A 13,016-nucleotide genomic window follows, 5' to 3' on the forward strand; every position below is an offset into this window, starting at 1 on the left:
ATGGCATCAATGCCATGGCCTCCATGCCGCCGCGCGCCGGGCCGCCGCCTACGTCGTTCTGCGCCAGGCTGGCTCGCGCTTTTCCAGGAAGGCGGTCACGCCTTCGCGCGCTTCCTCGGTGCTGCGGATGGCCGCGATGCGTTCGACCGAGTCGGCAATCAGGGCCCCATCCAGCGGCTGGCCCGCGAAGTCCCGCACCAGCCGCTTGCTGGCCTGCACGGCGCCCGGGCCATTGGCGCACAAGGTACGGCACAGCGTTTCGGCAGCCGCGAGCGCCAGCGCTGCGGGGACCACCTCGTGCACCAGCCCCAGCCGCAACGCGGTGGCGGCGTCAAAACGTTCGGCGGTCAGGAAGTACCGGTTGGCCGCGCGTTCGCCCAGGGCGCGGATCACGTAGGGGCTGATGGTGGCGGGCAGCAGGCCCAGCCGGGTTTCGGACAGGCAGAAGTGCGCGCTGTCCGCCGCCACCGCCATGTCGCAGGCGGCTACCAGCCCCATGCCGCCCGCGTAGGCGTCGCCATTGACGCAGGCGACGATGGGTTTCGGGCAGGTCCAGACCGCGTGCAGCATGTCCGCCAGCCGCGTGGCGTCCTGGCGGTTGTCCGCGTCGGTCAGCGTGCCCATTTTGCGCATCCAGTTCAGGTCGCCGCCGGCGCAGAACGCCTTGCCCGCACCCGTCAGCAGCAGGACCCGGACCCGGGAGTCTTCCACGGCCGTCTCGACCGCTGCCGTCAGCGCGGCGATCAGCGTCTCGTCGAACGCGTTGCGCATGTCCGGGCGGTTCAGCGTCAGGCGGGCGATTGGGCCGTCAAGGGCCAGGTCCAGCGGTGCGTTCGGCGTCATGCGCGGTCTCCGGTGTTATTGATGATGGCTCAATCGGCGTGGTCATTTGCCTGGCTGATTCTATGGGTAAAAGCGCGATTTCGCGATGCTTCTTTTGGATATATTGAGTTATCCTCAACAAAAAATTCGGAGATAGACATGAGCCAGCATCAGGGCGGCGCGTCCGCCGGTCAGCGTTACGCATCGGTATTCCGGCCGGGATTGTTCGACGGCAAGACCGTCATGGTGACCGGGGGCGGCAGCGGCCTGGGCCGATGCACCGCGCATGAGCTGGCGGCGCTGGGGGCCGGTCTGGCGCTGGTGGGACGCAACCCCGACAAGCTGCGCGCCGTGGCCGAGGAAATCGCCGGCATCTACCCCGAAGCCGCCGGCCGCATCAGCCAGCATGCGTGCGACATCCGCGACGAGGCCGGCGTTCGCGGCGCCGTGGCCGATGCGCTGGCCGCGCACGGCGGGCTGGACGGCGTATTCAATTGCGCGGGCGGGCAGTTTCCCGCGCCGCTGGACAGGATCAGCCTGAACGGCTGGAATGCCGTGGTGCAGAACAACCTGCACGGGACGTTTCTGGTGTCGCGCGAGGTCTATACCCAGCACATGCGCCAGCACGGCGGCGCCATCGTCAACATGCTGGCCGACATCTGGGGCGGCATGCCGGGGATGGGCCATTCCGGCGCGGCGCGCGCGGGCGTGTGGAACCTGACTGAAACCGCCGCCTGCGAGTGGGCGCATGCCGGCGTGCGCGTGAACGCGGTGGCGCCGGGCTGGATCGCTTCCAGCGGCATGGACAGCTATGACGAACATTACCGCGGCGTGCTGCGCGAACTGAAGACCAAGGTCCCGCTGCAGCGTTTCGGCACCGAGGCCGAGCTGGCCGCGGCCGTCGTTTTCCTGCTGTCGCCCGCGGCGGCGTTCATCAATGGCAGCGTCATCCGCGTCGATGGCGGCGTGCCCAACGCGCGTCATTCCTGGAACCTGCAGCCCGCCGAGCGCGGCCAGGCCTACAACGGCTTTCCTCAGTACGTGCCGCCGTCGCTGTTTTCGGAAGATTGAAGGCGATGCAGGGCATTCTGGACTTCGCCCCGGAACTGTGCCAGCGCCAGCGCATCCTGGCGCGGCGGCTGCAAGGCCTGCCACAAAAAGCCCACCAGGTGGTCGGCGGTGGCCGCCACATCCACGCCCGTGCCGCGCAGCATCGCATCCCACAGCACGTGTTCCATCGGCCCGTAGACCGCCGAGCGCAGCAGCCGCAGCGGCATGTCCTGGCGGATGTCGCCATCGGCCTGGCCTTGGGCCAGGATGCGCATCAGGGGCGCGGTGTAGCGGCGTTGCAGGCCGGCGTAGATCTCGCCAAAGTCGTCGTTGCGCGCGCGCCCTTCGGACAGGATGAACGCGCACAGGCCGGGACCCTCGGCCAGCAGATGGCGCAGGTGCGTATGGACCAGGTAATGCAGTTGGGCCCGCGTGCCGTGGATATGGGGCAGGTGGTCTTCCACCCGCGCGATGATTTCGTCGTACCAGTCGCTGATCACCCGTACGCAGAGTTCGCGCTTGCCGCCGAAGTAGGTAAAGACGGTGGCTTCCGAAACCCCCAGGCGCTGCGCGATCTCGGTGGTGGTGGCCGCCTGGAAGCCCGCTTCGGAGAACACCTGGCGCGCGACCCGCAGGATGTCGCGGATGCGTTGCTCGGACTTGGCGCTGGCCGGCGGGCGGCGCATCGGGACGGCTGGGCTATTTTCCATGCAGGCAAATGGCGAAAAAGGGGCGGGCGGCCTGCCTGGCTGTCCGCGCGAGCGCCTATTATTGAGCGAGGGTCAACGCCGTGGCAAGGCGGGATGCAACCCGCCGCCGCGGCCCCTTCATGGCAACAACCATAATCATCAAGAGACAACCATGCTGCATAGAGCAGATTCCTACGCGCAAGTCTTGTCCACGTTCCAGTGGCAGGTGCCCGCGGCCTACAACATCGGCGTCGACGTGTGCGACAAGTGGGCGGACGGCAGCGGCCGGCTGGCGCTGATCTATGAAAAGAGCGATGGGGCGCAGACGCGCTACACGTTCGACCAGATCAAGTCGCAGTCGAACCAGCTGGCCAACAGCCTGGCGCGCTACGGCATCCGCCGTGGCGACCGCGTGGCCATCTACCTGCCGCAGGCGCCAGAAACCGCCATCGCCCATGTCGCTGCCTACAAGATGGGCGCGGTGGCGGTGCCGCTTTTCACGCTGTTTGGCGTGGACGCCATCCAGTACCGGCTGGCCAACAGCGGGGCATCGGCGCTCATTACGGACGCCGAAGGCTGCCGCAAGCTGCTCGAGATCCGCGACAGCCTGCCGGATCTGAGAGTGATCTATTGCATCGACGGCGAGGCCGGGGGTATGGAAGACCCGGCGGCCGCCGTCAATGCGCTGCCGTTTCAGCAAAGCCTGGCGCTGGAGGCTGACGCGTTCGACCCCGTGGCGACGGCGGCCGACGATCCGGCCGTCATCATCTACACCTCGGGCACCACCGGCAAGCCCAAGGGCGCGCTGCATGCGCACCGTGTGCTGCTGGGCCATCTGCCCGGCGTCGAGATGTCGCACGAGTTCTTTCCGGAAAACGCCGTCCTGATGTGGACGCCGGCCGACTGGGCATGGATCGGCGGGCTGCTGGACGTGCTGTTGCCGTCCTGGCACCACGGTGTGCCCGTGCTGGCGCGTCGGTTCGAGAAATTCGACGGCGCCTCGGCGCTGGAGCTCATGGCGCGCCACGGCGTCACGCACACTTTCCTGCCGCCCACCGCGCTCAAGATGATGCGCGGCTGCGAATGGCCCGGGGACGCCGGGCCGCGCGCGCTGCGCTCGGTGGCCAGCGGCGGCGAGTCGCTGGGCGCGGAACTCATCGATTGGGGCCGCCGCGTGCTGGGCGTGACCATCAACGAGTTCTACGGCCAGACCGAATGCAACATGATCGTGTCCTCGTGCTCGTCGCTGTTCGACCCCTGCCTGGGCGCCATCGGCCGCGCCGCGCCCGGTCACCGGGTCGCTATTGTGGATGACGCCGGGGCCGAGTTGGCCGATGGACAAGAGGGCAACATCGGCGTAATGCGCCCGGATCCGGTCATGTTCCTGGGGTACTGGAACAACCCGGCGGCGACGGCGGAAAAATTTGCCGGCGATTACCTTCTGACCGGCGATGTCGGCGTGCGTGACGCGGAAGGTTTCATCCGGTTCGTGGGCCGCAACGACGACGTCATTACCAGCGCCGGCTACCGGATTGGTCCGGGTCCCATCGAAGACTGCCTGCTCGGGCATCCCGCCGTGCGCATGGCGGCGGTGGTGGGCATGCCCGATGCTGAACGCACGGAAATCGTGGTGGCGTACGTGGTGCTGAAAGAGGGCGTCGAAGGCGACGAGGCGCTGGTCAAGGCGCTGCAGGCGCATGTCCGCACCCGGCTGGCCGCCCATGAATATCCGCGCGCGATCCGGTTTGTAACCAGTTTGCCGACGACCGCGACGGGCAAGATTATCCGCCGGGAGTTGCGCGCCGGTTACCCGGGCTGAGCCGTCTCACCCGGTGACAATCTCCTCCATGTGGATGGGTTGACGGGTTGCCCGGCGCTGCAAGTATGATGGCGCAAACTGGATACGGCCCCACTCAATTGGGGCCGTATCACCTTTAGCCAAAGTATGGAGATAACCCCAATGAATAAGCCTTTGGACGGGGGACTGGCAGCCTTGAACGTGCCCGCGTACGTCAAGCACCGCGGACTGATCGACTGGGTTGCCAGTTTCGTCGCGCTGGCCAAGCCCGATCGCGTCGTGTGGTGCGATGGCTCGCAGGAAGAGTACGACCGCTTGTGCGAGCAGATGGTCCAGTCCGGCACCATGCGCCGGCTCAACCCCGCCAAGCGCCCCAATTCCTATCTCGCGTGGTCCGACCCGTCCGACGTGGCGCGGGTTGAAGACCGCACCTTCATCTGCTCGGACCGCGCCGAAGACGCCGGCCCCACCAACAACTGGGCCGACCCGGCCGAAATGCGCGATACGCTGAACGGCCTGTTCGACGGCGCCATGCGCGGCCGCACGCTGTACGTGGTGCCGTTCTCGATGGGCCCGCTGGGTTCGGACATCGCCCACATTGGTGTCGAACTGTCCGACAGCCCGTACGTGGCCGTGAACATGCGCATCATGACGCGCATGGGCAAGCAGGTGTATGACGTGCTGGGCACCGATGGCGACTTCGTGCCCTGCCTGCATTCGGTCGGCAAGCCGCTGGCCGAGGGCGAGGCCGACGTGGCCTGGCCGTGCAACCCCACCAAGTACATCGTGCACTTCCCCAAGACCCGCGAAATCTGGAGCTACGGCTCCGGTTACGGCGGCAACGCGCTGCTGGGCAAGAAGTGCTTTGCGCTGCGCATCGCATCCACGATGGGCCGCGACCAGGGCTGGCTGGCCGAACACATGCTGATCCTGGGCGTGACCTCGCCCAAGGGCCGCAAGTACCACGTCGCTGCCGCCTTCCCGTCGGCCTGCGGCAAGACCAACTTTGCCATGCTGATTCCGCCGCAAGGCATGGACGGCTGGAAAGTCACCACCATTGGCGACGACATCGCCTGGATCAAGCCCGGCCCGGACGGCCGCCTGCACGCCATCAACCCCGAGGCCGGCTACTTCGGCGTAGCCCCGGGCACCAGCGAGCAGACCAACTTCAACGCCATGGCCACGCTCAAGGCCAACGTCATCTTCACCAACGTCGCGCTGACCGACGACGGCGACGTCTGGTGGGAAGGCATGACCGACACGCCGCCGGCGCACCTGGTCGACTGGCAGGGCAAGGACTGGACGCCCGAGATCGCGCGCGAAACCGGCCGCAAGGCCGCGCACCCGAACGCGCGCTTCACCGCGCCCGCCTCGCAGTGCCCGTCCATCGACCCCGAGTGGGAAAACCCCAAGGGCGTGGTCATCGACGCGTTCATCTTCGGCGGACGCCGCTCCACCACCGTGCCGCTCGTCACCGAAGCGCGCAACTGGGTCGAAGGCGTCTACATGGCCGCCACGATGGGCTCCGAGACCACCGCCGCGGCCGCCGGCCAGCAAGGCGTGGTGCGCCGCGACCCGTTCGCCATGCTGCCGTTCTGCGGCTACAACATGAGCGACTACTTCGGCCACTGGCTCAATCTGGGCAAGCAGCTCGAAGCCGCCGGCGCGACCCTGCCGCGCATCTATTGCGTGAACTGGTTCCGCAAGGGTCCGGACGGCAAGTTCGTCTGGCCGGGCTTTGGCGACAACATGCGTGTGCTGCGCTGGATGCTGGGCCGCATCGACGGCCAATCCAAGGGCGTGGACCAGGTGTTCGGCGTGTCGCCCAGCTACCAGGACATCGACTGGACCGGCTTGGAATTCAGCCCGGACAAGTTCGAGCAGGTCATGTCGGTGGACGAGAACGCCTGGCGCGAAGAACTGGCGCTGCACCACGAGCTCTTCGGCCAGTTGTCGCAAGGCCTGCCCGACGAACTGCGCACCACCAAGACCGAAATCGAAGGCCGTCTGGCGGCCTGAGGCTGCTGGATCCTGTGGTCTGAACAAACCCGCCTGCTTTGCGCAGGCGGGTTTTTTTGCGTGCAGCGGGTTCAGCCCAGGGGTTTAAGCCGTCTTGCTGGCCGCGATCCCGTCCAGCGCCTTGGCCACGTCGTCCGGCAATTGCAGCGACGCGGCTGCCAGGTTTTCGCGCAGGTGTTTCGGGGACGACGTCCCGGGAATCAGCAGGATGTTGGGCGATCGGCGCAGCAGCCAGGCCAGCGCCGTCTGCATCGGCGTCGCGCCGATCCGCGCCGCGGCGTCGTTCAGGATGGACGACTGCAACGGGCTGAAGCCGCCCAGCGGAAAGAACGGCACATAGGGAATGCCTTCGCGCGCCAGGTCGTCGATCAGCGCGTCGTCGCCCCGGTGCGCGACGTTGTACTGGTTCTGCACGCACACGATCTCGCAGATGCCGCGGCCCTGCGCCACCTGCGCGGGCGTCACGTTGCTCAGCCCGATGTGCCGGATCAGCCCTTGCTGCTGCAGGCCGGCCAGCACGGACAGCGGTTCTTCGATGGAGCCTTCCGCCGGACCATGCACGTCGAACATGGCGCGCAGGTTGACCACGTCCAGCACGTCCCGTCCCAGGTTGCGCAGGTTGTCGTGCACCGCGCGGGTCAGCTGTTCGGCCGAGAACGCGGGATTCCACGATGCATCGTCGCCGCGCACCGCGCCTACCTTCGTCACGATCACCAGGTCATCGGAATAGGGGGCCAGTGCCTCGCGAATCAGCTGGTTGGTGATGTGCGGGCCGTAGAAATCGCTGGTGTCGATGTGGTTGACGCCCGCGGCCACGGCCTCGCGCAGGACGGCCAGCGCGGCGTCCCGATCCTTGGGCGGCCCAAAGACGCCGGGGCCGGCAAGCTGCATGGCGCCGTAGCCAAGCCGATAAACCTGGCGCGAGCCGAGCGCGTAGGTGCCGCTGTCTGCAAGTTGAGTCATGTCTGATCCTGTTTTCGATGAAAGGGAGGCATGGGTCAAACGATAGAACTTCCATCGCCGCCTGATAAGCCAATACAATCCGCACGGCTTGTACGGAAAAAAGAACAATGGCGACCGACCTCGATGACCTCAACGCCTTCGTTGCGGTGGCGCGCGCGCAAGGCTTTCGCGAAGCGGCCCGCACGGCCGGCACCAGCGCCTCGCGGTTAAGCGACACCGTGCGCCGCCTTGAGGCGCAACTAGGGGTGCGGCTCTTTAACCGCACCACGCGCTCGGTCGCGCTGACGCAGGCCGGCCAGGAACTGCTGGCCCGGCTGGCGCCCGCGCTGACGGAAGTGGAGGCCGCGCTGGACGCCGTCAACGTCTTTCGCGACAAGCCCGCCGGCACGCTCAGGCTCAATGTGCCGCTCAGCGCCGCGCGGCTCGTGCTGCCGTCCATCGTGCCGGCCTTCCTGGCCGCCTATCCCGACATCCGCCTGGAAGTCGTGGCCGAGGAAAGCTTCGTCGACGTGCTCGCCGCTGGGTGCGACGCCGGCATCCGCTACGACGACCGGCTGGAACAGGACATGATCGCCGTGCCCATCGGCCCGCGCGTGCAGCGCTTTGCGGCCGGCGCTTCGCCCGCCTACCTGGACCGGCACGGACGGCCCGCCCATCCCGAAGCCCTGATGCAGCACGCCTGCCTGCGCGGCCGGTTTCCCAGCGGGTCGATGCCGCCGTGGGAGTTCGAGCGGGACGGGGAATCGGTGCGCATCGACGCATCGGGTCCGCTGGTCGTGCAGATCGGCGGCGCGGTCGACCTGGCCGTGGATGCGGCCATCGCGGGCGCCGGGGTCATGTATCTGTTCGAAGACTGGCTGCGCCCGCACTTCGAAAGCGGCGCGCTGGAACCCGTGCTGGAACCCTGGTGGCCGCAGTTCTCGGGACCGTTTCTGTATTACTCCGGCCGCCGGCTGGTGCCTTCGCCGCTCAAGGCGCTGATCGACTTCATCAAGGCGCAGCCGATTTCCTGAATGGCGCGCTCGGTCTCGCCGGCCTGCGCTGTTTGATGCACAATCGCCCCATGCACCTGGATCCCGAAGACCTCGCCAAGATCACGTCCCTGACGCTCGCCCATTACGAAGAGAACGCCGATTCGTTCCAGGCCGGCACGCAGGATCACGACGTCAGCCAGAACATCGCCGCCTTGCTGCGCCATATCGACGGCGAGCCGCCCTTTGACATCCTGGATCTCGGGTGCGGACCGGGCCGTGACCTGAAGACGTTCCTGGCGATGGGACACCGGCCCGTCGGCCTGGACGGCACGCCGCGGTTTGTGCAAATGGCCCGCGCGGCAAGCGGTTGCGAGGTCTGGGAGCAGGATTTCCTGCAGCTTCAACTGCCCGCGGCGCGGTTTGACGGCATCTTCGCCAACGCCGTGCTGTTCCATGTGCCGGGGCAGGAACTGCCTCGGGTGCTGCAAGAACTGCGCGCCACGCTGCGGCCGCGCGGCGTGTTGTTCAGCTCCAATCCGCGGGGCGGCAACCAGGAAGGCTGGAATCGCGGGCGCTATGGCGCGTATCACGATCTTGAAGGCTGGCGGGCGCTGATGCAGGCCGCCGGCTTCGAGGAGCTGGAGCATTACTACCGGCCCGATGGGCTGCCGCGCGAGCAGCAGCCGTGGCTGGCGAGCGTCTGGCGGCGGCGCGATTAGCGCCGGCTTCACGCCGGTGCTGGAAATCCGCTTCCTTTCTTGACGCCTCTCTCATGGTTGCCTCCACGCTCGTCGGCATGCTGTGCGCACACCTGCTGTGCTTTTCCGGCATGTTTCTGCTTATCAGCCGTCGTCTGCCTGGCAACAGGATGGGGATGGACTTCTTTGCCGTCGGCAACCTGCTGCTGGCGGCCGCCTACATTCTTCAACTCATCGAAGGCGGCCCCGCGTGGAGCCTCATGAGCGTCGTCAACCACTGCCTCACGCTGGCCGCTCCAATCGCCTATCTGCTGGGCGCCATGCGGTTCTTCGGGCATCAGGTCCGCTTGTGGCAGCCGCTGCTTGCGTTCTGTCTCGTTTACGGCATGGCGCAATGGTGGGTGCAATGGCAGATGGGCCCGCAAGCCCGCTACGCCATGCTTGCAGCGTCGGCCACGCTGCTTTTCTTTGCGATGTCGGTCACGGTGCTATGCGGCACACGAACCTTCGCCAAGGACTTGCGCGCGGAAATGGTCTTCTTCGCGTGCCTGATTGGCGGGATCTGCGTGCTGAACGCGTTGAAGTTCCTGAAAATCATGGAGGGCGGCCTGGATGCGCTGCACATGGACAGCCGCTTCCAGATGATTTTCTACATCTATATGTCCACCCTCGCCACGATCGTGCCGCCGTCGATTGTCTGGCTGGTGCTGCGCCGCTTGACGGACAGCCTGCGGAATATGGCGGCGCGGGATCCGATGACGGATCTGCTCAACAGGCGCGGGCTCTCGGATGCGCTCGTCCAGTATTTCAATGGGCGCAGTGCAAAGCCGGCGTATTTACTGGTTTTGGACGTCGATCACTTCAAACGCATCAACGACACCTACGGCCATCAGGCCGGGGACGAGGTGATTTGCCATGTGGCGGGGTTGCTGCGTGCGGGCGTGCGCCGGGGGGATCTGACCGGCCGGATCGGGGGAGAGGAGTTTGTCGCCATTCTGCTCGAATCGGACGTGGCCGATGTGATGGTGCTGGCAGAGCGGCTGCGGGCCAGCATCGAGAGCCAGCCGATCCGTGTCACCGGCGCGAACGAGCGGCTGCGCTGCACCGTGACGATCGGCGTGTCGTCACGGTTTGATGGGGCGGATGCGCTGGAGGGAGCGCTGCGCGAGGCCGATGCGGCGCTCTATCGAGGGAAGGCGGGCGGGCGGAACCGCGTGGAGGTGGACCTTTCAACTCCCGGCGTCCTCGCCCCGAGCGGCGCGTAGCTTCTTCCATAGCGTCGTGCGCGAAATGCCGAGGAGTTTCGCGGCCTGGCCCATATGGCCACCCGACTCCGCAATGGCCTGCTGGATTGCCCGCTGTTCCGCGCCAAACCGGGTGGCGGCCAGGTCCGGCGTTTCCACAAGCTTGCTTTCCGGGAAGATGTCGCCGCTTTTTACCGTCGTGTCATCCGTCATGACCGCTGCGCGGGCGATGCGATTCTTCAGTTCGCGTACGTTGCCCGGCCAAGCGTAGTCGCATATGGCTTGCAGGGCGTCGGATGACAGCGCAGCCCCGGCGGGCGACTGCTGCGCCAGCAAGGCGCGCGCCAGGTCAGGCAATGCGCCCAGCCGTTGCCGTAGCGGTGGCACCGCAATGCTGGCTACGGTCAGCCGATAGTAAAGATCGGGACGAAACGTGCCTTGGGTCATTGCGGCTTGCAGGTCCGAACTGGTGCTGGACACAATCCGGCAATGCGTTTGCCTTGCGGCGCCGTCGCCCAGCGGCCGGTATTGGCCGTTTTCCAGTACCCCCAACAAGACGGCTTGCGCTCTGGGCGTCAGTTCAGCGACTTCGTCCAGATAAAGCGTGCCGCCGCTGGCCTGTGAAATCAAGCCCTCGCGCGCGGTGCTGGCGCCGCTGAAGGCGCCCTTCACGTGTCCGAACAACAGGCTTTCCACGAGCTCCGTCGCCAATGTGGCGCAATTGACCGCGACAAAAGGGCCCGCCGCGTAAGGCGAGCGCGTGTGCATGTAGCGGGCGGCACGGTCTTTGCCCGATCCCGTCTCGCCTTCGAAGAGCACCGGCAGCGAACTGGCGGCAAGGCGTTCAAGCTCCTGTGCCACCGCGAAGGTCTCGTCGTGGACTGCGAAGGGGTTTTCAAGGACGTCATCGTGAGGGCCGGCGGGTTGCGCGGCGATGACCGACCGGATGCGGGCCACCAGCGCATCGGTGTCGTAGGGCTTGGTCAGATAGTCGTTGGCGCCGGCCCCGACCAGCCGTACCGCCTGCGCGATATCGCCATACGCCGTCGCAAAAACCACGGTGGTGCTGGCCAGATGGGGAATGAGGCGCCGGTATAAATCTTCCCCGGAGCCGTCGGGAAGCCGGATATCGGCCAACAGGAACGCCGGCCGCATGCGCGTCCTGCGAAACAGTTCGACCGCTTGCGCGCAGCTCTGCGCCCACTGCGCGGAAATGCCTTCAAGCCGCAGTCGCTGCAACAACGCGCCACCCAGCAGTTCGTCGTCTTCGATCAGCAAAACCTGTATATCGTTCAAAGCGCTTGTTCCTGTATGCCAAAAGGTAGACGCACGGAAATGCGCGTGCCGCTTGCAAGGGACGTGACGCGCAGCCCTCCACGCATGGCCTTTATCAGATCGGCCACAATGCCCAGCCCCATGCCATCGCCGTCGGTCTGGCATCCCGTCAATGCGCGTCGTGCGGCGGGCGGCAAGCCTCTTCCGGCATCGGCCACATGCAGCGTCAGGGCGCCACCGCGGGCACGCGCGAAGACGCGCACCAGTTCGCCCGGCGCCGACGCCTGGATGGCGTTGAGCACCAGATTGAGCAACACCTGACGGACGGCGCCCGCGGGCAGTGCGAGGCGCCGCTCCTGAAGGCCTTCGCAATGAAGTTCCACGCGCACGCCGCCCCGGCTGGCTTGTGCCCCCACCATCAGGCGGATATCGGCGATATCCGCTTCACGCAACAGCGCATTGCCAGGCCGAAAGGTGCGAAGGCTGGCGTCCACGACGGCTTGCAGGGTCTCGACGCCGCGTTCGATGAAGCCGAGCGACTCGCTGCGGACGTCGCTGCGGTCGCCGAATTGCCTTAGCGTCTGCACGGCGGTGCGCAGCCCGCCCAGCGGATTGCGCACTTCGTGGGCAAGCGCCGCCGACATCCTTCCGAGCACGGCCTCACGTTCAATGCGGGCGCTGCGTTGCGTCAGCGCTTCGCGTTCCAGCACGCCTTCAATCATCCAGTTGTAGGCCGACAGCAGTTGCTGCAATTCGGGGTCCGTGGTGTTTACCGGCATGGGGCGCAGGCGATTCTCCGGGCCGGCGCGCAGCGCTTCCGTCAAGGAGATGATGGGGCGTTGAAGCCGTCGCGCCATGCCAAAGCACAACGCCGCGCCAATCAGGCTGATTGCCAATCCCACCAGGCCCAGTTCCCAGGCAAGCGCCTGCCGTTGCCGATGAAAATCACTGACATCAAGGTTGGCCACCACGGTTCCCAGTCCGGGCCGCGTGTCGTCCAGCAAGCGCCATGTCCACACGCCTTCCGATCGCGGGCTGACAAGCGTGCCGGCGGTGTCCGCAAATGATGCCAGGGGAATCGGCTCGACCTCCGGATAGCGGGCCACGTGGGCCAGGATGCGGCGATCGGCGGTGACCACGGCAAGGGTTCGATCGACGACGCCCAAGTGCGTATCCAGTGCCCGGTTGAGCACGTCGTCCATCTGCGCGGTGTCGCCGGCGCGCACGGCCGGAAGAATCGCCGCGGACAGCCCGTCCAGATACACCTGTCCCAAATTGGCGACCTGCCTGTCGAACTGGCGTGACACGCCATGCAGCGCCAAGGAAATCAGCGCGGCGGATATCACGAGAAATAGCAACGAGACGGCAAGCGGAATTCTTGCAGTAAGGGGCAATCGGAGCATGCGAGGCGCCAGCAGGCGGAAAAGGGCGATTATGCCTTGGACGATTCGGGCATTGCAGTTGCAAGCAATGGAAAGCGAGCG

Annotated in this window: 11 protein-coding genes; 6 read left to right on the forward strand and 5 right to left on the reverse strand. The window is 66.3% G+C overall.

Features of this window, described 5'->3' with window-relative positions:
* Positions 1–48: 48 nt before the first annotated feature.
* Positions 49–843: an enoyl-CoA hydratase/isomerase family protein gene (locus QEP15_RS09285; protein WP_280148698.1), complete on the reverse strand. Its 795-nt coding sequence runs from the start codon at positions 841–843 to the stop codon at positions 49–51.
* 138 nt (positions 844–981) lie between these two features.
* On the opposite strand from QEP15_RS09285, the gene QEP15_RS09290 reads away from it, so the two are divergent.
* Positions 982–1,893, forward strand: a complete 912-nt coding sequence (locus QEP15_RS09290; RefSeq protein ID WP_279990514.1) for an SDR family oxidoreductase — start codon at positions 982–984, stop codon at positions 1,891–1,893.
* Here the strand turns inward: QEP15_RS09290 and QEP15_RS09295 are convergent.
* Entirely contained in the window at positions 1,857–2,582 is a 726-nt protein-coding gene (locus QEP15_RS09295) for a TetR/AcrR family transcriptional regulator (RefSeq protein ID WP_056316137.1), read from the reverse strand. The genes QEP15_RS09290 and QEP15_RS09295 overlap by 37 nt on opposite strands.
* A 151-nt stretch (positions 2,583–2,733) precedes the next feature.
* Here QEP15_RS09295 and QEP15_RS09300 point away from each other — a divergent pair, with 151 nt between their 5' ends.
* Entirely contained in the window at positions 2,734–4,380 is a 1,647-nt protein-coding gene (locus tag QEP15_RS09300; protein ID WP_280148699.1) for an acyl-CoA synthetase, read from the forward strand.
* A gap of 141 nt (positions 4,381–4,521) precedes the next feature.
* Entirely contained in the window at positions 4,522–6,378 is a 1,857-nt protein-coding gene (locus QEP15_RS09305) for a phosphoenolpyruvate carboxykinase (GTP) (protein ID WP_056316142.1), read from the forward strand.
* 84 nt (positions 6,379–6,462) lie between these two features.
* Here the strand turns inward: QEP15_RS09305 and QEP15_RS09310 are convergent, their stop codons facing one another.
* Complete coding sequence (locus QEP15_RS09310) at positions 6,463–7,341, reverse strand: aldo/keto reductase family oxidoreductase (protein WP_062841809.1); 879 nt, start codon at positions 7,339–7,341, stop codon at positions 6,463–6,465.
* Positions 7,342–7,448: 107 nt separating this feature from the next.
* On the opposite strand from QEP15_RS09310, the gene QEP15_RS09315 reads away from it, so the two are divergent.
* The 3 genes from QEP15_RS09315 to QEP15_RS09325 are packed head-to-tail and all read left to right on the forward strand — an operon-like array spanning position 7,449 to position 10,278.
* Entirely contained in the window at positions 7,449–8,354 is a 906-nt protein-coding gene (locus QEP15_RS09315; protein WP_152384029.1) for a LysR family transcriptional regulator, read from the forward strand.
* A 50-nt stretch (positions 8,355–8,404) separates the two neighbouring features.
* Positions 8,405–9,034, forward strand: coding sequence for a class I SAM-dependent DNA methyltransferase (locus QEP15_RS09320; protein ID WP_056318620.1), 630 nt, complete (start codon positions 8,405–8,407; stop codon positions 9,032–9,034).
* Between the two features lie 53 nt (positions 9,035–9,087).
* Positions 9,088–10,278, forward strand: a complete 1,191-nt coding sequence (locus QEP15_RS09325; protein ID WP_280148700.1) for a GGDEF domain-containing protein — start codon at positions 9,088–9,090, stop codon at positions 10,276–10,278.
* Here the strand turns inward: QEP15_RS09325 and QEP15_RS09330 are convergent.
* A complete protein-coding gene (locus QEP15_RS09330; RefSeq protein WP_280148701.1) occupies positions 10,243–11,553 on the reverse strand; it encodes a sigma-54-dependent transcriptional regulator in 1,311 nt (436 codons plus the stop codon). The two genes, QEP15_RS09325 and QEP15_RS09330, sit on opposite strands and share 36 nt — an antisense overlap.
* Positions 11,550–12,935 (reverse strand): sensor histidine kinase, encoded by a 1,386-nt coding sequence (locus tag QEP15_RS09335; RefSeq protein ID WP_280148702.1) that lies wholly within the window; start codon positions 12,933–12,935, stop codon positions 11,550–11,552. The genes QEP15_RS09330 and QEP15_RS09335 overlap by 4 nt, the downstream gene beginning before the upstream one ends.
* Positions 12,936–13,016 lie beyond the last annotated feature (81 nt).

It is taken from the genome of Achromobacter mucicolens (genome assembly GCF_029866465.1).
Classification (GTDB): domain Bacteria; phylum Pseudomonadota; class Gammaproteobacteria; order Burkholderiales; family Burkholderiaceae_B; genus Achromobacter; species Achromobacter mucicolens.